Origin of the sequence: Ruania rhizosphaerae, from assembly GCF_009805705.1 — a bacterium.
GTDB lineage: Bacteria > Actinomycetota > Actinomycetes > Actinomycetales > Beutenbergiaceae > Ruania > Ruania rhizosphaerae.
In genome coordinates this window covers 19,507-39,243 of the sequence record NZ_VSMB01000014.1, presented here as the reverse complement: position 1 = coordinate 39,243, position 19,737 = coordinate 19,507, and the positions used below count along the sequence as shown (strand labels likewise).

Genomic DNA, 19,737 nt, shown 5'->3' with positions numbered 1-19,737 from the left:
ACCCCCGGGTGGCAAGACGAGAAAGAAGCACGAGATGACTCAGACGCCGTACGACGCCAACTCCGTCCTCATGGGCGGCGGTGCCGGGAACCCGGCATGGAAGTTCGACGAACCCAACCCCGGCCAGCCCCGCACGGGCACCATCACCGAGCCCCCGCAGACCCGGCAGGAACGCGACTACGACAAGAACAACCCCGGCGGTGGGGACCTGAAGTTCTTCCCCTCCGGTGACCCGATCATGGGCGTCATCGTGACCGTCCAGACGGACGAGCGGGACCCGGTCAACATCACCGACGACGACGGCAAGCGGACGTTCTACATCGAGGGCCGCTACCTCAAGGAGGCCGTCCGGAACGCGGTGAAGGCGACTGGTGCGCGTGGCCTGGAGGTCGGTGCGCAGATCCACGTGGAGTTCACCCACCGTGAGGACCCGATGGACAAGCGGTCCCGGAAGTTCTGGAAGATCACCTACACCCCGGCTGCGTCGACAGCGCTGATGTCCGACCAGCCGCAGCAGGGTGTGGGTGGTCAGCCTGCAGCACCGGCACCCCCGCCGGTGTCTGCCCCTGCGCAGGCCCCGGTGTCGACGCCCACCCCGGTGGCACCGCAGCAGGTACCGGCTCCCGTCCAGGCGCCCGTGCCCCAGCAGGCGCCCGCTCAGGCTCCGGCGACTGCTCCGGCTGAGGCGCCGGCGATCACGATGGCCCGCTCCCTCATTCAGGTGGGGCAGCCGGACGAGTCGATCGCCGCACACACCGGCCTCGACATCAACGCCGTCGCCGCGTTGCGCGCCTCCACCACCGCCGCCTGAACCCCTCCCCCGGGCGGCAGCCCCGAACCAGCGGCATCCGAGGTGCAAGCCCTCGGCGGGGCACGCAACAACCCACCCACCGCATCAGGAAGGACACCGTGATGGTGAACAAGGAACCACCACCAAGGGAGCCGCGGGACTTCGCGTCCGTGCTCCTCGAACAAGGCCGCGGCCATTCCCACCGGGAACTGTCCGAGGCGCTGCATGACCTCGTCGCCCGCGTGAAGGACACCGGCAAGAAGGGGTCCGTCACATACACCCTGTCGGTTGAGCCGATGAAGGGCTCCACGGACGCGGTCGTCACCTCGGATCAGATCAAGACGAAGCTGCCCGAGCACGACCGGGTCGCGTCGATCTTCTACATCGACCCCACCGGCGACCTCGTCCGCAACGACCCGAACCAGCTGTCCCTGTTCGGCGGGTCGTCGGATCTCGCTGAGGCGCCCGCACGGGCTCAGGAGGTGGTTGGTGATGAGTGAGCGCACCGACGCCGGAGAGATCGTCTCGACCGCATACGCCGCCACCAGGCCGCACCCAGTCAACCCGGACGAGCACCCCTACCAGGTCATCACCGACGGCGACGGGAACAAGCACCTCCTGGACCTGTCGGCCCACACCTCCCTCCCCCGGCGCAAGAAAGGTCGCCCCGTCGTTCGTGATGCCGCCTCGTTCACCGCGTACGTGAACCGGCACACCACCGCGGGGACGGAGATCTACGCCGACGCCACCAGCACCGAGGTGGTGGCCATCCTCGACGGCAACGGCGACACCGCGCCCGGGTGGGGTGACCACCGTGTCTCCCTCGGGCTCGTGCAACCACCAGCGTGGAAGGCCTGGAACAGACTCTCCGGGCAGATGGTGGATCAGCAGACGTTCGCCGAGCACATCGAGAACCGCCTCGTCGACATCGTCAAACCGACCGGTGCGGACATGCTCGAACTCGCGCAGACGTTCCAGGCCACCAAGTCGGCCGCGTTCGACTCCTCCCAACGCCTGAGCACCGGTGAGGTGCAGCTGTCGTACAAGGAGCAGGTCGACGCCAAGGGCGGCAAGTCCGGCCGCATGGACATCCCGGAAACCTTCGAGCTCGGGCTCATCCCGTTCGAGGGCGCGAAGGCGTACCGGGTCGTCGCCAGGTTCCGGTATCGGCTGCACGAGTCGGTGCTGCGGGTCGGGTTCGTGCTGGAGCGGCCGGAGGACGTGCTGCGGGCCGCGTTCGACGACGTCCTCGACGCCATCCGCACCGGCGTGCCCGACGGCGTGCCGATCTTCCACGGCCAACCCGGCTGACCCCGGGCAGCCCCGACCCGGACCCAGCGGGCGTCCCTCGTGCGAGCCGAGGGCGGGGCACCACACCCACCCATCACCGACCCGGAAGGGGATGACCAGTGATCAGGTTCAGCCTTGCTGACATCTACAACGCGGACGTGCGATCCGTGCACACGGACGCGCGGCAACTCGCCGCCAAGGTCTACATTCCGCACCCGCTGAACGGCGTGCAATACGCGGACGGGATCAGCCCGTGCCGCCACGCCAAGGAGCACACGCGCTGGGAAGCGTGCGGGCATGAGGTGCGACCGGCAACACCCCGATTCTCATCCCAGGCAGGCCTCGCCGCCGTCAAGGAATCCCCCGGCCGCATCCCCGTCGACTACCAGCGGCCGCTACCACGCGACCCCGAACCGCAGGGCCCGTTCGTCTGCTCCCACATCGAGTACGACCACGGCCGCCCCGTCATGTGCGAGGCCGACGCCCTCCCCGACGGCGACCGATGCGAGCAGCACCCCGTGGCGGATCCGGACTGGGGGTGGAACCAGTGAACGAGCAGATCACCACCGCCGCCGAACTGGACGCGCTGCCCGTGGGGAGCGTGGTGCTTGACCGCGACGGCGACGCATGGCAGAAGAGCAGCAAGTGGTTCTGCGCCGCACCTCCTGAATGGTCGCTGCACAAGCTGTCCCACTACCTCCCCGCCACCGTCCTCTATCGCCCCGACCGCCCCGCACTCACGGCCACCGCCGAGCAGGTGGAGGCGGCTGAGCGCACCCCGCCGAGCGAGGATGCCAGGAAGCCATGGCGTGCCGGTGACGTTCTCGTGGACGAGGACGGCGGGCTGTTCTTCGTCGTGGAGGAGGCTGAGGGGGCCCTTCACGCACTCACCCTCGATGGCGCTAGTTGGCATCCCGGATCTATCGAGGGTGCCCGCCCCCTGATTCGGGTGACACGCGCTGGTGAGGTTCGGATCACCGCCCTGACCGTCGAGCAGGTGCGGCAGGAGGCCAAGGCTGAAGCGCTGCAGGAGTTCGCAGACTCGACCCGCTTCCCGAGTGACTGGATTCTGTTCCGCCGCGACGACGGCAGCGGAGTCACAGTGTCAGACCTGCTGCGCTCGACCGCCGCCAACATCGCCCAGGGCGGAGGCGCGCCGTGACTGCGCTGATCCCAAGCCTCGGGCCCGACCAGTACGCCCACACCACGCTAGCCGCGTACGCCCGCCACGAGGCCGAACAACAGCCGGAACCGACCGGAGACCACGACCCAGTCGACGCCGACGCACCCGACCCCGACCGGTACCTCACCGAAACAGACCTCACCCCGCCCCGGTGCCCTGACTGCGGCCGCACCCACGGGCCCGCCGAGCACCTGTGTGAGGCCGCCGGCGGGTCACTGGTGCTCGGAGAACGAAGGAGCTGGACATGAGTCGCAACTGGGACGAATGGAACCACCGCGAAGACCTGCTCGCCGTCGCGAGGATGTCCTCGCGGAAGATGTTCCACGAGTCGATGGCTGCCCACGACGCGAAGCTGCGCGCCGAGGTGGCGGACTTGGAGGAGCGACTCCGGCACGCTCAGGCGAACGCGGAGCACCGCCGGGACCAGCGCGACCGCCTTGCCGAGGAGAACGCTCGACTACGTGCACCTGGCGCCCTGGCCGATGCGGTAGCGCGGGTGACGCCGTGCTCGTGCAGTGCCCAGCGCACCCGAGCCGACCGCCTGGCCGAGAAGGTGCAGCGGCTGCGGGACCTGGCCGAGTGGCACGAGACGAAGGCCGAGAAGGCGCGACGGTTCCCAGGTGGTCCGGACCACGCAGCCGTCATGGCCAAGACGGCCCACGTGCACTATGACGCCGCTGGCCGCATCTACGCCGCCCTGGACGACGACACAGATGGAGGTGGCGACCGTGGCTGACCTCCCCACCCGTGTCGCCGACCTCATCGCCGACGCCCTCGACGGCGCCGCGCACCTCCTCGACAACGACGACGCCCAGCAGCTCGCGCGCCTCGCCGACCAGTGGCGAGCAAACGACCCCGGTGACCTCGACCGGATCAACACAGCCCTCACGACCGACGGAGCAAGCAATGGCTGAGCACACGATCACGACCCGCATCCCGATCGCGCTGGCTGATGTTCTGGCCGAGCGCGGACGCCAGGACCAGAAGTGGGGCGAGCAGAACCACCCCGACGGCACCGGTGCCGCCACCATCACGCTCTACTCGACCGACCCGAACCTGGACTTCCGCACCGCAGCCGAACTGGCCACGATCTTCACCCGCAAGACCGACGAGAACGCCATGAACGGGAAGGTCACCTGGCGCGACATTCTCCTTGAAGAGGTGTTCGAGGCGCTGGCCGAGGCCGACCCGGCCGCACTCCGCACCGAACTGGTGCAGATCGCTGCTGTCGCTACGCAGTGGGTCCAGGCGATCGACCGGCGCACCACATCGCCCGATGGAGGTGGCGATCGTGGCTGACTGCCTGACCTGCGATCACCCCGAAGATCATCACGACGCCGGGGAGTGCTGGACCGACTCCAACGGGCGCGAGGTCGAGGACGACATTCCCGACCAGTGCCCGTGCGCGTGGCCTGAGTTTCCTGCCGAGCCCACTACACGCACCACATCGCCCGATCCCGCGCCTTCGAGTGATCCGTCACCGCGAGGCGTCTGCACGTGTTGGTGGAACCGGAGCCAGCAGGGACACGAACCGCGATGCGACCTGTACGTGGAGCCCACATCGCCCGATAGGGGGTGTGACCGTGGGTGACCTATCGACGGAACACGGTGTGCGCGATCGCCGAGTGCAGGCCTCCCAGCAGCCGATACAACCCCATGAGGATGCACACGATGCCGCCGACTCCGGCGAGCACTCCGACCCACGCATACACCGGCAACTCGGGCGAGAAGCCCGCCCAGTCGGTCCGGAGCACACCCCAGGCCGCGAGCACACCTCCAATCCAGTGGAGCGCAAGACCCGCAACGATCAGGGTCGCGAATCCCTTGATCTCGGACAGGTCACTGCGGACCTCAACAGGCATGGGAGAGCGGTTATCGCTCGGGGTGTCAGGCATGCCCACACCGTAGAGGTACGCCATGTCTGACCGCTACGCCCCGATCGGATGGACGCCGCACCCGACCTGGGACGGCCGCACTCTCCTCACACCCGGCTGCACCTACACCGACACCACGAAGCCCACCGTCGTGGCCGCCGGCGACCAGGTGACCGTCTGCACCGGCGACCGTGTCTTCACCGTGCAAGCCGTCAACCACCTGACGAACGTCGCCGACCTCACCACAGCGTCGTCGTGGATGCGCGGCACCTACCAGGTCCACACCACCCACCTGCAGCACACCGACCCCGCACCCGAGCGCCCCGACGAAGCGCCAGGGCAGGAATCCCTCCTCACCCTCCTCGAGGACCAGCCATGACCGCCGGGGACTGGGCCGCTGTCGTCTACATCGCCCTCGCCCTCACCGGACTCGCCTCCATGCTCTGGATCGAACGGAACCGACCATGACCACCACCACCGACCCGAACCGCTACTACAAGCAATGGCGATACGAACGCTCCCAAGGCCACCTCCGCCTCACCGACCCCACCCCCGTCCGCGAACACCTCCGCAACCTCCTCACCACCGGCGCATCCCAACGAGGCATCGCCGACGCCGCCGGCGTCTCCGCCACCCTCATCACCCACCTGATCCGCGGCGACCACACCCACGTGCAACGCCGCACCGCCACCCGCATCCTCACCGTCACCCCCGCGCAACTCCTCAACCGCACCGGCGCCGAGGACTTCGTACCCGAGATCGGGGCACTCCGCCGCATCCAAGCACTCATGCGACTCGGCCACACCGCGACCACCATCGCAACCGCAACCGGCGACGCCGCCGTCAACGAACGCATCGTCCTGAACCTCCTGAACAAGACCGGCCGGTGGATCTCCCGCACCAACCACGAACGCATCCTCACCGCCTACCAGGCCCTCTCGATGCGCCCAGGCGCCAGCAGAATCACCCGCAACAGAGCCGCACGCAAAGGCTGGGCCGGGCCCCTCGCCTGGGACGACGACACCATCGACAACCCAGACGCCACCCCCGAGGGCGTGCGCAGGCCCGTCGACGACGTCACCGGCGCCCGAGCGGACCGCGTCGAACAGGTACGCCACCTCACCGCCGAGGGCCGCACCGACCGGGAGATCGCCCACGAGCTCGGCGTCACCGACCGCACAGTGCTCCGCATCCGTCAAAGGAACGGCATCCCCACCCAGTGGGAGGCCACGACATCAAGCAGGACCGACCGGAGGCCCGCGTGACCATGCCCCACCCGGACACCCCACCACCAACCCCATACGCGGCCCACGCGCACGCCTACCGGGCCGCCGGATGGGACGGGGTACTGCCACTACCCGCCGGGCAGAAGCACCCCGTCCCCCGCGGCTTCACCGGCAACCAAGGGATCTGGCCAAGCGGCGCCGACATCCAGGCATGGGCAGACGGCCCCGAAGGTGCCGGCAACATCGCCCTCCGCCTGCCCGAGGACATCATCGGCCTCGACGTCGACAACTACGACGGCAAACCAGGCGCCGCCACACTCCACCTCGCCGAAACCCAACACGGCCCCCTCCCAGCCACCTGGCGCACCACCAGCCGCGACGACGGCATCTCAGGCATCCGCCTCTACCGCATCCCCACCGGCCGCGTGTGGCCCAACACCATCGGCCCCGGCATCGACACCATCCGTTACGCCCACCGGTACGCCGTCGCCCCACCCAGCACACACCCCAACGGCGGCACCTACAGGTGGATCAACCCCGACAGCATCACCGCCCTCCACGAACTCCCACAACCAGACCAACTCCCCCACCTCCCCCAGGCATGGGTGGACGCCTACTCACGGCCCGATGACGGCACCAGCCACACACCCTCCGACCTGTCCACCACCGAGGCGACGTCCTGGCTGGCAGCACGCCCCACCGGCACCCCCTGCCCCGCCGTCCAACGCACCCTCGACCAGCGTGCCGCCGAGCTCACCCACCCCGGGCACGGCGCCCGCCACGACATCGCCCTCGAAGCCACCCAACGGATCGCACACCTCGCCGCTGAGGGCCACCCCGGCACCCTGGATGCTCTCGCACAACTACGCACCGTCTTCCTGACCACCGTCACCGCCGACCACACCCGATCGGCACACGAGGCCGAACTTGAGTGGGAACGCATGCTCGCCGGCGCCATCCGCAACGCCCACCCCACCACCGCCGACGACTCCGCCGGCGACCCCTGCGCCAACCCGTTCCACGGGCTCATCGACCGCGCACCAGCCTCCCCAGCCGACCTCATCCGCAACACCACACCCGCCACCCAGGAGCCACCATGCCCACCTGCCAATGCGGCCACAACCGAGACCAGCACCTCTACCGAATCACCCGAAGCAACAACGTCGTCGAATCCTGCGCCAGATGCGAGTGCATCGACTACTGGCCCGCCGGGCACGGCCCCCGACCCTGACGACGCCGACGAGGGCCCACCACCATCCTGGCGGCCCATCAACCTCACCCCCTACCTCGACGGCACCTGGACCCCAGACACCCCCACCCTCCTCACCCGCACCGACGGCCAACCCCTCATCTACCCCGGCAAAGTCCACGACTTCCACGGCGAATCAGAATCCGGCAAATCCCTCGTCGCGCAGATCCTCACCGCCGACCTCCTCCAACAGAACCGCCCCATCCTGTACATCGACTTCGAAGACGACGCCGGCCCCATCACCCGCCGCCTCATCCTCCTCGGCGCCACCCCCGACCAGATCACCCGCCACCTGACATACGTCCGCCCCGAAGCGTCCCCGTATGCGATCGCCGAAGCCTCCGAATGGGCCGCCCTCCTGAACAACACCTACGAGCTCGTCATCGTCGACGGCGTCACCGACGCCCTCGGCCAGTTCGGCGGAGCCTCCAAAGACAACGACGACATCGCCACCTGGCACCGCATGGTCCCCCGCATGCTCACCCGCCGCACCCACGCAGCCGTCATCCTCATCGACCACGTCATCAAAAACACCGACACCCGCGGCCGATTCGCCATTGGCGGGCAGGCGAAAATGGCCGCAATCGACGGCGCCTCCTACTCCGTCGAAATCAAAGAACCCATCGGTAAAGGAATGTCCGGCACCGTCACCCTCAGAATAGGCAAAGACCGGCCCGGGGAAATCCGCGCACACTGCGGCAAATACCGCGCCACCGACCGCACACAGGAAGCAGCCCAAGTCCACATCGACTCCACCAACACCGACCAACTCATCCGGGTCAGCATCGACCCACCCGAGGACAACGTCACCGACCACCACCACAGCGACGACGACAAGCCGTTCAAGCCCACCGCCGTCATGGAGAAGCTCTCCCGCATCCTCGAACGCCGCGGCGAACCCATGAGCCTGCGCCAGCTGCACACCGCGTTCAAAGACGACGGCGGCCGCGCCCGACAATCCATGGTCACCGACGCCATCAACCTCCTCGTCGACGCCGCCCACTTCACCGAAGAGCAAGGCCCGAACCGGTCCCGCCTGTTCACCTCCATCAACGTCTACCGGCAACGAACCGACCCCGAAGCCGACGCCTACGTCCCACCCCTCGACGGGCTCATCGCACCCTCAGATGAGCCCCCACACCCAGGTGTGTCCCGGTGTGTCCCGGTGTCTCCCGGACACACTGAAGTGGGTGTGTCCGTCCGTGTCCCCCCCGTAGGGGACACGGACACACTCACGGGCCACACGACACACCCGGTGTCTCCGCCCAACCGGGACACACCCAGCACCACCCCACCAGCAGGTGAAGGCTGGACGCTCAACTACGAGCTCGGCGAGTACGTCAACATCACCACCGGCGAGATCTGGGACGGCGGTGGTGCGTCATGAGCGAACCCGCCCTGTTCGACATCCCACAGCAGCGGCCACCAGCAGCGAGCACCGAGCCAGCATGGGTGCGCCACTACGAAACCACCCACGGCACACCACCGAAACTCTCCCAACGAGCACGCCCACAACGCTGCCGTGACTGCGGTCGCCGCGTCCTGTACGGCCTCGACCACCACCGCGTCGCCGGCGAAGCCACCATCGACCCCTACCGCGCCACCCCAGCCGACGAGGCGGCAGCGATTCTCCTTCACCTGCCCACGTACTGGCTCGCCGGATCGATCGGCACCTGGGAAATAGAAGCCCGCTACTGGCCGCACATCGGATTCGCACAATTCGCCCCCACCCCCACCGACCAACAATTAGTCGTCATCGGGCACGCCTGCGGAAAACCACCCATCGCCCGAGCCCCATTACCTGCACCCGACCACGCAGTATTCGACCCCGACGGGCCCATCCCATTCTGAGAAAGGAAAACGCTGTGCCCATCATCGTAGGAATAGACCCATCCCTCACCGCGACAGGCATCGCCCGCATCGACACCGACGACCAGCTCCACGTCGACGTCTGGACCATCACCACCAAGGGCAGCGCCCAGGCCACCCTCGAGGAACGACTCGAGCGCCTCCGCGACATCGTCGACCAGGCATGGAACGCCACCACCGGCTACGGCCCCACCGGCGACCAGCACCCCCAACAGCCCCAAGCGGATCTCGTGCTCATCGAGACCCCCGCCATGTCGAAGTCCAACACCGGCACCTCCATGCTCAACGGCCTCTTCTGGATGCTCGTCAACCACCTCGCCGACGACGTGCCCCTGGTCCCTGTCGGCATCGGGCAGCTCAAGAGGTACGCCACCGGCAAGGGCACAGCCGCCAAGGACGCCGTCCTCCTCGACGTCGCCCGCCGATACCCCCACGTCGACGTCCGCGACAACAACCAGGCCGACGCCCTCGTCCTCGCAGCCATGGGAGCCGAACACACCGGCCACCCCATCGCCGACCTGCCCAAGACCCACACCGACGCCCTCACCAAGGTCGCCTGGCCGAACGCCGTCGGGAGCGCAGCATGAGCACCACAGCCCGCCCCTACCGCCTCTCCCGCGACACCGGCACCGTCGAACACACCCACAACCGCCGCGGCCACTGCCGCATCCGCATCATCTGCGGTACCTGTGGGAAACGCTCCCGCCGTCACCGCCGCCCGGCGCCTGCGATGTTGTGGGCGATCCGGCACATCAACCGCAACCCGGGGTGCGGGGAGTGGATCGAGCCATGAGCACCTCACGGACACCGGACCCGGGGCCTGACCGCATGGAATCCCCGCGGTGCACTGCGCGGTCGAAGGGTAGCGGTGAGCAGTGCAAGCGCCGCCCCGCCATAGGGCAGCGCGTGTGCGCGGTGCACGGTGGGAAGTCGCCGCAGGCGAAGAAGGCTGCCGCCCGCCGGATCGCCGAAGCCGAAGCGAGGGCCGCCGTCGTCACCTTCGGGTTGCCCGTCGACGTCGCACCGTCGGAGGCGCTCCTCGAGGAGGTCCGGTGGACCGCGGGGCACGTGCAGTGGCTGCGGGGCCGGGTGCAGCAGCTCGAACCGGATGCGTTGACGTGGGGCGAGACAAAGCGGGTCGACAAGGGCTCCGGCGCCGAACCCGGCATCGACACCACCGAGGCGGCCGCGGTGAACGTCTGGCTCGACTTGTACTACCGCGAACGCGCGCACTTCGTCGCCGTCTGCACCGCGGCGCTGAAGGCCGGTGTGGAAGAGCGCCGTGTGCGGTTAGCGGAGCAGCAGGGAGAGCTCGTCGCCGTCGTGATCCGACGGATCCTCGACGACCTGCAGCTGACGCCGGCGCAGGCGGAGTTGGCGCCTGGCGTGGCGGCGAGGCATCTGCGGGCGATCGCCGGTGATCAACCTTCAAGCCTTGATCGTCAGGTTTCAAGGGGTGAGACCTGATGTCCCACGGGACGGACCCACGAGGAGGGCCCATGCTCCGACAGGTCGAAGTACGTCTGATCGCCGACACGACCGCGTTCACCGGGGCCATGCGCCGTCTGCAGGAGGCGGTCTCGGTAGCAGGACAGGACCTCCAAGACTGGCTCGACGAATCGACCGCCCAGTACGCCGCCGTTCACGCCCGCCCGGGCGACACCCGGACCAGGGCGCTGCGCCGCACCGAGACCACCCGCCGATCCAGCATGCACGCCGCCTACAGGGCCAAGACGCGACGGAGGAACCGCCGATGACCGACCACCACACCCACACCTGGACCCCAGCAGACGACACCGGCTTCGCATGCGCCCACTGCGAAGCCACCACACCCGTGTGCGGCACCTGCGGCGACCGGCCCCTCGAAGACGCCATCGCGATCTGCCGGCCCTGCCTGACCGCCGAACGCCGCATCCTCACCACCACGGCCACCCTCGTCGACCAGCTGCCCGGGAACGCCCGCGAAATCCTCGGCATCAAGGCCATCCGCTACGACCACACCCCCACCGGCGGCGGAGACGGGCTGCCGTTCGGCATCGGCTCCGACGACGACGACCCCGTCGAGCTCGCCGCCATCGCCGCCACCCGCGGCACCGTCATCGACCTCCTCCGCCAACCCGACAACGTCCTCGACGTCCTCCACGGCTGGGCCGACGCCTGGACCGACGCACAGCAGCTTCCACCATGGTCGGGGAGCGTGTTCGACTGGCTCGCCGGCACCCTCACCTGGGCCGCCGCCAACCCTGACGCCTCCGAGTGGCACACCTACCGCGAGGAAGCCCGCCTCGTCCGCTCCCGCATCCGCACTCTCGCCGGCCTCGCCCCCGAACGCGAACCCGCCCCGTGCGTGCACTGCGGCGGAAAGGTCGTGCGTGACTGGACCGACCCCGACGGCCACCCTCACGACCGCGGCCTCTCCGACGTGCTGCGCTGCACCGGCTGCGGCACCACATGGGGCGACCGACACCGGTTCGACTACCTCAACCTCACCACCCTCCGCGCACTCCCAGAAACCCACCCGGACGCCCTCGTCACCGTCGAGGACGCCCGCCTCGCGGTCCCCACGGCGCGGCGGAACACGATCAACCAGCGGCTCAAGCGCGACCGCGACCGCGCAGCCGCCGGCGCACCCCGACGCATCCCAGAACGGGGCGAGGACGTCAGGGGGCGGCCGGTGTACCGGTTGGGGGACCTCCTGGGCAGTGAGGCGGTCTCGGTGGAAGGATCGGGGGCATGAGCATCGTGGAGTTCCTGGCGGCTCGGTTGGACCAGGACGAGGCTGAGGTTGGGCCCTACGACCCGAACAACGACGAAGGTGCCGGCCCGAACGGCATCGGCTGGGCCGAAGTGGGCGCGATTGGGGAGGTTCTGATGGCCAGCTCGTCCCGCGTGCTGGCCGAGGTCAGGGCGCACCGGGCGATCATGGAGGAACACGAGCCTTACCTGGGCGATACCACGTCCGGGTTCGGCGAGGTTCCGGGTTGCTGGACGTGCGACGTGGATCAGGAGAACGGGATCGTCCCGAGTGGGTGGTGCCCGACGTTGCGGGCCCTCGCCGCCGTCTACGCCGATCACCCCGACTACGACGACAGCTGGCTACCGTGAATGTGCAGCGAGCTCACTCACCTGGCCTTCTGGGCAACGAGGGCGTAGGGGTGGCAGGATCGGGAGCATGAGCTACGACCCAGTGCAGCCGCTGAGCGCCTTCATTGAGCCGTACCAGGGAGTGATAGCTGCGTTGCAACCTCAAGTCGACGCAATCGCCAACGCGATGGCCCCCTTCCAGGGAATGTCGTCTATCACAGCTGGTCTCTTCGCAGAGTCGAACTATTTTGAAGCGACTCGCTCTATGGTTGACCAACTCGCCGGCCCACCCCTGAGAATCGAGGGGGCATGGTCAGCTCTCGCGGACATGATCGGGTCATCTCAGCCTCCAATCGTCGGCAATGTGGCTGAGATGCTGCCTGCGCTCGGGCTCGCCGATCTGTTTGACCGAGAGCTGTCGAGCATCACGAAGATCTTTGACGGTCATCTGCGTGCGTTCGACATGCCCAATGTCAACGTCATCGGCACGCTCGCGCTTGACGCGATGCCACGGTTCGACTTCGCTGGGGTCGGGCATCGGTTGCTCGACGTCGAGCCGGACGTGGAGCCGTTCATCACGGACGAGCTGCTCGAGATGGAGTTCCCGGAGGAGGTTGACGAAGGGGGCGCCGTCGCCCGGACACGTCGCCTGACGGCACGTGAGTGGCGCATCATCGCTACCTCGGTTGGGTCGTTTCTGGCGAGCGATTCGTTCTACCAGGGCAAGCTGGAGGCCTGGATCGATGAGTCGCAGTACGGGCAGGACATCGCTCTTTGGTCGGCAGGCCTTGCTCTCGTGACCGCATTGCTGGTGGTTTACGGGTACTCGAAGCTCGTCGAACCTCGAACGGAGGATGAGTGACACGCCCTCACCGCAGTCGCACCGGTGGCGGCTGGTTGCGATAGCCTGTCACCGTTCCGGGTGTTCAGCGCGCCCACACGCACCCTCTATCCAGCCCCTCCGTCTCACGAGAGGGGCTTTCGCATGTGACGACTGACCACCGCCCCGGGGGTGATCGGCCATGTCGATCACCTGGGCAGAACACGCCGCACGCGCCTTCGAACCACCACCCCCACCCCGATGGGCCACCCCCGGCCAGCTCGCCGCCGAGCTCGACCACAAGACCATCCAAACCCCCGCGCTCGACCTCATCGACGCCGCCCTCACCGCGGCGTACGCCACCCCCGACGCTCGGGTCATCATCAGCATGTCCCCACAAGAGGGCAAGTCACAGCGCGCGTCCCGCCGCTTCCCCCTCTGGGCCCTCACCCAGAACCCCGACCTCCGCATCGCCATCACCTCCTACGAGGCATCCATGGCCCGCCGGTGGGGTCGCGCCATCCGCGACGACATCACCACCCACACCCGCGACCTCGGCCTCACCGTCCGCGACGACCTCTCCGCCCAACACGAATGGCAACTCGCAGACCACGAAGGCGGCGTGTACACCGCCGGCGTCGGCGGCGCCCTCACCGGCCGCCCCGTCGACCTCCTCATCATCGACGACCCCATCAAAGACCGCGTCCAAGCCGAATCGAAGGTCTACCGCGACCGGGCGTGGGACTGGTGGACCGACACCGCCGCCACCCGCCTCGCCCCCGGCGCCCCCGTCGTCCTCATCCTGACCAGGTGGCATCACGACGACCTCGCCGGCCGCCTCGTCGACGCCGAGGACGGGCACCTGTGGAAGGTCATCAACATTCCCGCCGAGGCCGACCACAACCCGGACAAGGGCGAAACCGACCCTCTCGGTCGTGAGGTCGGCGAATACCTCCAATCAGCCCGCGGCCGCACAGTGGCACAGTGGGCGGCGATCAAAGTCCGCTCCGGCCCCCGCACCTGGGCGTCCCTCTACCAAGGCCACCCGTCCCCGCAGAAGGGCGGCGTGTTCCCCGCCGAATGGGCCACCTACAACCAGCCCCCATGGTTGGAACGCGAGGACGGCACCCGCTGGGTCCCCGGTCAGGACGTGGAGGTCGTGCAGTCCTGGGACATGACGTTCAAGGACTCCGCCGGCACGGACTACGTCGTCGGGCACGTGTGGGCCCTCATCGCCGGCAAAGCCTGGCTCCTCGACCAGGCCCGCGCCCGTATGGACATCAACGCCACCCTGCAAGCCGTGCGGGACATGACAGCGAGGTGGCCGCAGGCGGTCGCGAAGTTCGTCGAGGACAAGGCCAACGGGCCCGCTGTCATCAGCCTCCTGTCCGCGACCGTCCCGGGCCTGATCCCGGTCGAGCCGGAGGGGTCGAAGTACTCCCGCGCCGTCGCCGTGTCCCCGTTCGCACACTCCGGTGACATCGTCCTCCCCGACTCCAGCGTCCTTCCGTCGATCGTGTACCTGACCGAGGAAGCCCGCGACTTCCCCAACGGCACCCACGACGACACCATCGACGCCCTCTCCCAAGCCGTGAACCGGCTCCTCCTGCAGCCGATCCTCACCGGCGACGACCGTCTCACCGACGCTGACCTCCTCGAGGACGACCCGCACACGTACCTGACCGGGGGGTGGTGAACCATGGCCGGCATCCTGGAACGGCTCCTCGCCCGCACCCCTGTCGTCACCGCCGCCCAGGAAACCGCCGCCCAGGCGCAGAACAGCCTCGAACTCGCCCGCGAGGCGCTCAGCCGTGCCGAGCTCGCACTGGAAGATGAGGGCTGGACCAGCCTGTTGGCGCGGTCGCAGGAAGAGTTCTCCCGCGCCGGCCTGCAACGGGCAGCCGAGCTGTGTCGGATCATGGCTGTCGGGCACCCTCTCATCAAGCGCGGCCTGGCCGTGCGCACCGGGTACATCTTCGGCGGCGGCATGCAGATCAACGCCGTCGACGACACCGTCAACGAGGTACTACAGGCGCACCTTGACGACCCGGGCAACCAGGCCGCCCTGTACGGCGACCAGGCGCAGGAGACGCTGGAATGGGCGCACGGCACCGACGGGAACGTGTTCCTCGCCTGCTTCACCAACCCCAGGACCGGGTTCGTGCAAGTCCGCCCCATCCCGTTCGCTGAGATGACGGAGATCATCACCAACCCGGACGATGACACTGAGCCGTGGTTCTACCGCCGCGACTGGACCCGCACCCATATCGGCCTCGACGGCCGTGTCGAGACGGTCACGAGGACCACGTTCTACCCCGGCATCCGATACCGCCCCCGCCTGCGGCCACGGTTCATCCAGGGCAACGAGGTCCTGTGGGACGCACCCGTGGTGCATTCGAAGGTGAACGCGTTGCAGGGGTGGGATTTCGGCATCGGGGACGTGTACGCCGCCCTGCCGTGGGCTCGCGCGTACCGGGAGTTCCTCGCCGACTGGGCGACCCTCATGAAGTCCCTGTCGCAGTACGCCTGGCGTGCCACGACGGGGAAGCCGACGAAGTCGCAGGAGATGCGGCGGGCTCTCGCACGCCGCCCCGCACCAGGCACCGCCGCGGGCACTGACACTGGTGCCGGCGCGACAGCAATGATGTCCCCCGACGTGACCCTCGAAGCGGTCCCCAAGACCGGTGCAACCCTGGACTCCGAATCCGGCCGCCCCCTCGCGTCACTCATCGCCGCCGCCCTCGGCCTGCCCGTGACCACGCTGCTCGCCGACCCGGGGCAGACCGGTGCACGCGCCGTGGCAGAAACGCTGGACGAGCCGACCCGGTTGGAAATGGGGCAACGCCGGTCCGTGTGGGCGAACCTGTACCGCGACATCGCCGAGTACGTCATCCGCTCCGCCGTCCGCGCACCCCAAGGGCCACTCACCGGGACGCTGATCCGGGATGACTTCTCCGGCCGCGAGCAGCTGCAACTGGCCGGTGACCTGGACCGCACCATCGACGTCGTGTTCCCCCCGTTGGACGACGTCGACGTGGACAAGATCGTGTCCGCGATCGTCGAAGCCGACTCCACCCAGAAGATGCCGCCACTGACGACGTTGCGGCTGCTGCTGCAGGCGTTGGGGGTGGATGACCCGGAGGCGATCATCGACACCGTCACCGACGACCAAAACCAGTGGATCGACCCGCTCATGTCCGCCGGGCAGGCCGCGATCGACGCCTACCGCCGCGGCGACACCCCGCAGGTGTAACCCGTGGCCGTCACCCCCGACACCCTCCGCCTCCTTGCAGGGCTCCGGATCCGTGTCGGTGACTCCGTCGACCAGGCCGGCCGCGACCTCGTGCGTGGATGGGCGACGGCGTGGGACGAGCTCGCCGCTGAGTGGGACGCTGCGCTCACCGAGCTCGCTGCCGCCTCGACCGCGAACGGGTGGCCGTCCAGGGCGCAGCTGGCGCGGGCGGACCGGGTGTGGCGGGCGATGGACGCCACCAGGGACGCCCTCGACGGCCTCGCACAGGACCTGGACGTGCGGATCTTGCAGGACCTGCCCGACCTGACCGGCGACGCCGCCTTGTGGCAGGCGCGCATCACCGGCTCACAACTCCCGCCCGCGGCTGGTTCGACGGCGGAACTCGTCGCCCGGTTCAACCGGGTCGATCCCGCCCAGCTGGAACAGATCGTCACCCGCACCACGACACAGATTCACGCCGCCACCCGGCCCCTGTCCGTAGAAGCGATCGCGGTCATGCGGTCGCAGCTGATCCGTGGCGTGGCCGTTGGTGATAACCCGCGTCAGGTCGCGGCCCTGATGCTGCGACGGTTAGAGGGTGGGTTCAACGGGGGCCTCACGAGGGCGCTGGTCATCTCCCGGACCGAGATGCTTGACGCGTACAGGGCGGCCGCGCAGGCACAGGACATCGCCAACGAGACCACGCTGACCGGGTGGCGGTGGATGGCCACGTTGGACACCCGCACCTGCCCCTCCTGCCTCGCCCAGCACGGCAGCCTCCACCCCACCAGCGAGGCGGGACCACACGATCACCAGCAGGGCCGCTGCGCACGCCTACCCGTCACCAAGACATGGCGGGAACTCGGGTTCGACATCGACGAACCGCCAGACATCATCCCCGACGCTCGCGCATGGTTCGACAACCTCGCGGCCACCGACCAGGCCCGCATCATGGGCCCCCGCCGACTGCAGTTGCTGCAGGACGGTGACATCAGCTGGGACGACCTCACCCGCCTGCGACACACCACCGGGTGGCGTGACTCCTACACCGTCACCCCTGTGGCGGCGCTGACCGCCTGATCGTCGGCGGCCGCCCCGTCAGCTCGTCCGGACCCTCCAACGCCTCCGCCCCACACGCACGGCATTCGTGCAGCAGGTGTGACCCGTCCCAGTCCATGACGACCTCACGCAGCACCCAGTCGTGCGCGTCGCAATCCACCCGATCCTCGCTGGCCATCCGGCCCATCATCCCCCACCAGGAGGCGAACTGTCGTGGCCACCTCGATCACCCTCACTCACACTGCCCGCCCGATCCGGGAAGCGACCAACGCGTCCGGGCACCTGCGGGTGCGGCTCATCGACGCCGGCCGCGGCAGCTCGGCGATCTACCCCGACACCACCCTCCGGGCTGCGGCCGAGGCCCGCGTGTTTCCCGCCGGGACGCACGTGTACTTCGACCACCCGTCCACGACGGAGGACATGGACCGGCCCGAGCGGTCCGTGCGGGACCTCGCTGGCGTCACCACCACCGACGCCATCTACGTCCCTGAGGCGCGTGCCCTCGACGCTGACGTGCGCGTGTTCTCCCCCTACCGCACCGCGGTGAACGAGATGGCCGACGCGATCGGCCTGTCCATCCGTGGGTACATCGAGGGCGAGCACGGTGAATGGGAAGGCCACGAGGGCCTCATCGCCACCCAGATCAGTGAGATCCAGTCCGTCGACTTCGTCACCAAGGCTGGCCGTGGTGGCCGGGTGCTGCAAGTGATCGAGTCCGCCCGTGCGAAGGCCGTGGAGGCCAGGAACGTGGGCGGCTGGTTCGAGGCACGCATCCACCAGGCGTTCACGAACCTCGCCGACGAGATGTACGGCGAAGGCAAGCTGACCCGGGACGAACGCATCACCCTCTCCGCCGGGATCGGTGACGCCCTCGGGGCGTTCACGTCCCGCGTGCAGACCGACGCCGGCGACCTCTACGCCCGGGACCTGTGGGACGAGCCCCCGACCGGTGAGGTCACCGAGGCCCGCCGGGGCGCGTCGGAAGCGACGGCGAACGACCGCCGCGAGCAACTGTCCGCCCTGGTGAAGGACGCCTACGGCGAGCAGGACCGGTGGGTGTGGGTCCGCGACTTCGACGAGGCCACGGTCTGGTTCGAACTCGACAGCGGCGACGACGCCGGCACCTACGCCCAGACCTACACCACCACTGGTGACGCCGCCACGGCGCTCACCGGGGACCGCACCGAGGTGCGGGTGCGCACCGAGTACATCCCCATCAACGCCGACGAAGCGTCGGCCCCAAGTGTCCCGAGCCGTCCGGCCGGGCAGTCCACCGCCAACGAGTCCAGGGAGGACACCATGGCACAGATCCAGATCGAGGAGAGCCGGCTGGCTCAGCTCGAGAAGGACGCCGGCCGGGCCACCGCGCTCGAGTCCGAGCGCGACCAGGCCATCACCGAGCGTGACGAAGCACGCCAGACCGCCGACGCCGCGGCCGCGGCGCGCATCGTCGCCGAAGCCGACTACGACTTCGACCAGCTGCAGACCCGCGGCCTCCTGGCCGACCTGCCGCGCACCAAGGAGGGCCGCCTCGACACCGAGGCGTTCACCACCACCGTCACCACCGAGGCCGCACGCCTCGCCGAGACCGACGGTGCCGGCAGCGTCCGCGGCCTAGGCGGAAAGCGGGCCTCGGAGTCGGAGGACCTGACCGAGGAAGAGCTCGACCGTGAGCTCGGCATCACCCGGAAGGAGGCCTGAGATGGCCACGAACGAGGTCTACCGCCACGCAGACCACCTGTCCCTGCCCGTCATCGCAGGCACCCTCCCGGGTGACCCGGTGATCGTGGGTTCCCTCAAGGGCGTCGCCCAGACGAAGCGCGGTGAGGGCGGCAACGCTTCCACCCACGCGTCGGTGTGGCTGGACGGCGCCCACGATTTCGAGGTCGACGGCGCGATCGCCGCTGTCGGCACGCCCGTCTACTACCAGGGCGACGGCTCCACCCGGAACCCGGTCCTGTCCGCCACCGCCACGGACAACACCCTGTTCGGGTACGCGCTCGCCACGAAGGCGGCCGCGCAGGGCCCGATCCCCGTCCGCACCGCCCAGGTCTGAGAGGA

26 protein-coding genes are annotated in these 19,737 nt (G+C 68.7%); 25 read left to right on the top strand and 1 reads right to left on the bottom strand.

Annotated features, from left to right (window positions below; translation table 11 throughout):
- Positions 1-34: 34 nt before the first annotated feature.
- The 9 genes from FV560_RS16685 to FV560_RS16645 all read left to right on the top strand — a co-directional run bounded on the left by FV560_RS16685 (position 35) and on the right by FV560_RS16645 (position 4,562).
- The gene (locus FV560_RS16685) at positions 35-811 is read left to right on the top strand and encodes a hypothetical protein (RefSeq protein WP_159622703.1); all 777 of its coding nucleotides are present in this window, start codon (positions 35-37) and stop codon (positions 809-811) included.
- Positions 812-912: 101 nt separating this feature from the next.
- Positions 913-1,290 carry a hypothetical protein gene (locus tag FV560_RS16680; protein ID WP_159622702.1) on the top strand — a complete coding sequence of 126 codons (378 nt, stop codon included), beginning with the start codon at positions 913-915 and terminating at the stop codon, positions 1,288-1,290.
- On the top strand, positions 1,283-2,101 hold the full coding sequence (locus FV560_RS16675; RefSeq protein WP_159622701.1) for a DUF2303 family protein: 819 nt from the start codon (positions 1,283-1,285) through the stop codon (positions 2,099-2,101). The genes FV560_RS16680 and FV560_RS16675 overlap by 8 nt, the downstream gene beginning before the upstream one ends.
- Before the next feature lie 98 nt (positions 2,102-2,199).
- The gene (locus FV560_RS16670; RefSeq protein ID WP_159622700.1) at positions 2,200-2,631 is read left to right on the top strand and encodes a hypothetical protein; all 432 of its coding nucleotides are present in this window, start codon (positions 2,200-2,202) and stop codon (positions 2,629-2,631) included.
- Positions 2,628-3,242: a hypothetical protein gene (locus FV560_RS16665; protein ID WP_159622699.1), complete on the top strand. Its 615-nt coding sequence runs from the start codon at positions 2,628-2,630 to the stop codon at positions 3,240-3,242. Before FV560_RS16670 ends, FV560_RS16665 begins: the two co-directional genes overlap by 4 nt.
- Complete coding sequence (locus FV560_RS16660) at positions 3,239-3,511, top strand: hypothetical protein (RefSeq protein ID WP_159622698.1); 273 nt, start codon at positions 3,239-3,241, stop codon at positions 3,509-3,511. The genes FV560_RS16665 and FV560_RS16660 overlap by 4 nt, the downstream gene beginning before the upstream one ends.
- The gene (locus tag FV560_RS16655) at positions 3,508-3,999 is read left to right on the top strand and encodes a hypothetical protein (protein WP_159622697.1); all 492 of its coding nucleotides are present in this window, start codon (positions 3,508-3,510) and stop codon (positions 3,997-3,999) included. Before FV560_RS16660 ends, FV560_RS16655 begins: the two co-directional genes overlap by 4 nt.
- Positions 3,992-4,177 (top strand): hypothetical protein, encoded by a 186-nt coding sequence (locus FV560_RS16650; protein ID WP_159622696.1) that lies wholly within the window; start codon positions 3,992-3,994, stop codon positions 4,175-4,177. The genes FV560_RS16655 and FV560_RS16650 overlap by 8 nt, the downstream gene beginning before the upstream one ends.
- A complete protein-coding gene (locus FV560_RS16645) occupies positions 4,170-4,562 on the top strand; it encodes a hypothetical protein (RefSeq protein WP_159622695.1) in 393 nt (130 codons plus the stop codon). The genes FV560_RS16650 and FV560_RS16645 overlap by 8 nt, the downstream gene beginning before the upstream one ends.
- 293 nt (positions 4,563-4,855) lie before the next feature.
- Here the strand turns inward: FV560_RS16645 and FV560_RS16640 are convergent, their stop codons facing one another.
- Positions 4,856-5,158: a hypothetical protein gene (locus FV560_RS16640; RefSeq protein ID WP_159622694.1), complete on the bottom strand. Its 303-nt coding sequence runs from the start codon at positions 5,156-5,158 to the stop codon at positions 4,856-4,858.
- Positions 5,159-5,180: 22 nt separating this feature from the next.
- On the opposite strand from FV560_RS16640, the gene FV560_RS16635 reads away from it, so the two are divergent.
- The 16 genes from FV560_RS16635 (at position 5,181) to FV560_RS16560 (ending at position 19,732) form a co-directional block, all read left to right on the top strand.
- Positions 5,181-5,516 (top strand): hypothetical protein, encoded by a 336-nt coding sequence (locus FV560_RS16635; protein ID WP_159622693.1) that lies wholly within the window; start codon positions 5,181-5,183, stop codon positions 5,514-5,516.
- An 85-nt stretch (positions 5,517-5,601) separates the two neighbouring features.
- A complete protein-coding gene (locus FV560_RS16630) occupies positions 5,602-6,402 on the top strand; it encodes a helix-turn-helix domain-containing protein (RefSeq protein ID WP_159622692.1) in 801 nt (266 codons plus the stop codon).
- Between the two features lie 2 nt (positions 6,403-6,404).
- On the top strand, positions 6,405-8,999 hold the full coding sequence (locus tag FV560_RS16625) for a bifunctional DNA primase/polymerase (protein ID WP_235020189.1): 2,595 nt from the start codon (positions 6,405-6,407) through the stop codon (positions 8,997-8,999).
- Positions 8,996-9,463: a hypothetical protein gene (locus tag FV560_RS16620; protein ID WP_159622690.1), complete on the top strand. Its 468-nt coding sequence runs from the start codon at positions 8,996-8,998 to the stop codon at positions 9,461-9,463. Before FV560_RS16625 ends, FV560_RS16620 begins: the two co-directional genes overlap by 4 nt.
- 14 nt (positions 9,464-9,477) lie before the next feature.
- A complete protein-coding gene (locus FV560_RS16615) occupies positions 9,478-10,068 on the top strand; it encodes a RuvC family protein (RefSeq protein ID WP_159622689.1) in 591 nt (196 codons plus the stop codon).
- Positions 10,065-10,274 (top strand): DUF7848 domain-containing protein, encoded by a 210-nt coding sequence (locus tag FV560_RS16610; protein WP_159622688.1) that lies wholly within the window; start codon positions 10,065-10,067, stop codon positions 10,272-10,274. Before FV560_RS16615 ends, FV560_RS16610 begins: the two co-directional genes overlap by 4 nt.
- Positions 10,271-10,948 (top strand): hypothetical protein, encoded by a 678-nt coding sequence (locus FV560_RS16605; protein WP_235020185.1) that lies wholly within the window; start codon positions 10,271-10,273, stop codon positions 10,946-10,948. The genes FV560_RS16610 and FV560_RS16605 overlap by 4 nt, the downstream gene beginning before the upstream one ends.
- Positions 10,949-10,980: 32 nt before the next feature.
- A complete protein-coding gene (locus FV560_RS16600) occupies positions 10,981-11,238 on the top strand; it encodes a hypothetical protein (RefSeq protein WP_159622687.1) in 258 nt (85 codons plus the stop codon).
- Positions 11,235-12,218, top strand: coding sequence for a hypothetical protein (locus FV560_RS16595; RefSeq protein ID WP_159622686.1), 984 nt, complete (start codon positions 11,235-11,237; stop codon positions 12,216-12,218). The genes FV560_RS16600 and FV560_RS16595 overlap by 4 nt, the downstream gene beginning before the upstream one ends.
- Entirely contained in the window at positions 12,215-12,586 is a 372-nt protein-coding gene (locus FV560_RS16590; protein WP_159622685.1) for a DUF6221 family protein, read from the top strand. The genes FV560_RS16595 and FV560_RS16590 overlap by 4 nt, the downstream gene beginning before the upstream one ends.
- Positions 12,587-12,653: 67 nt before the next feature.
- The gene (locus tag FV560_RS16585; protein ID WP_159622684.1) at positions 12,654-13,427 is read left to right on the top strand and encodes a hypothetical protein; all 774 of its coding nucleotides are present in this window, start codon (positions 12,654-12,656) and stop codon (positions 13,425-13,427) included.
- 160 nt (positions 13,428-13,587) lie between these two features.
- Positions 13,588-15,081 carry a phage terminase large subunit gene (gene terL, locus FV560_RS16580; RefSeq protein ID WP_159622683.1) on the top strand — a complete coding sequence of 498 codons (1,494 nt, stop codon included), beginning with the start codon at positions 13,588-13,590 and terminating at the stop codon, positions 15,079-15,081.
- Positions 15,082-15,084: 3 nt separating this feature from the next.
- Entirely contained in the window at positions 15,085-16,638 is a 1,554-nt protein-coding gene (locus FV560_RS16575) for a hypothetical protein (protein WP_159622682.1), read from the top strand.
- Positions 16,639-16,641: 3 nt separating this feature from the next.
- Entirely contained in the window at positions 16,642-17,697 is a 1,056-nt protein-coding gene (locus tag FV560_RS16570; protein ID WP_159622681.1) for a phage minor head protein, read from the top strand.
- 192 nt (positions 17,698-17,889) lie between these two features.
- Positions 17,890-19,377, top strand: a complete 1,488-nt coding sequence (locus FV560_RS16565) for a hypothetical protein (RefSeq protein ID WP_159622680.1) — start codon at positions 17,890-17,892, stop codon at positions 19,375-19,377.
- A gap of 1 nt (position 19,378) precedes the next feature.
- Positions 19,379-19,732 (top strand): DUF2190 family protein, encoded by a 354-nt coding sequence (locus FV560_RS16560; RefSeq protein WP_159622679.1) that lies wholly within the window; start codon positions 19,379-19,381, stop codon positions 19,730-19,732.
- Positions 19,733-19,737: the final 5 nt, after the last annotated feature.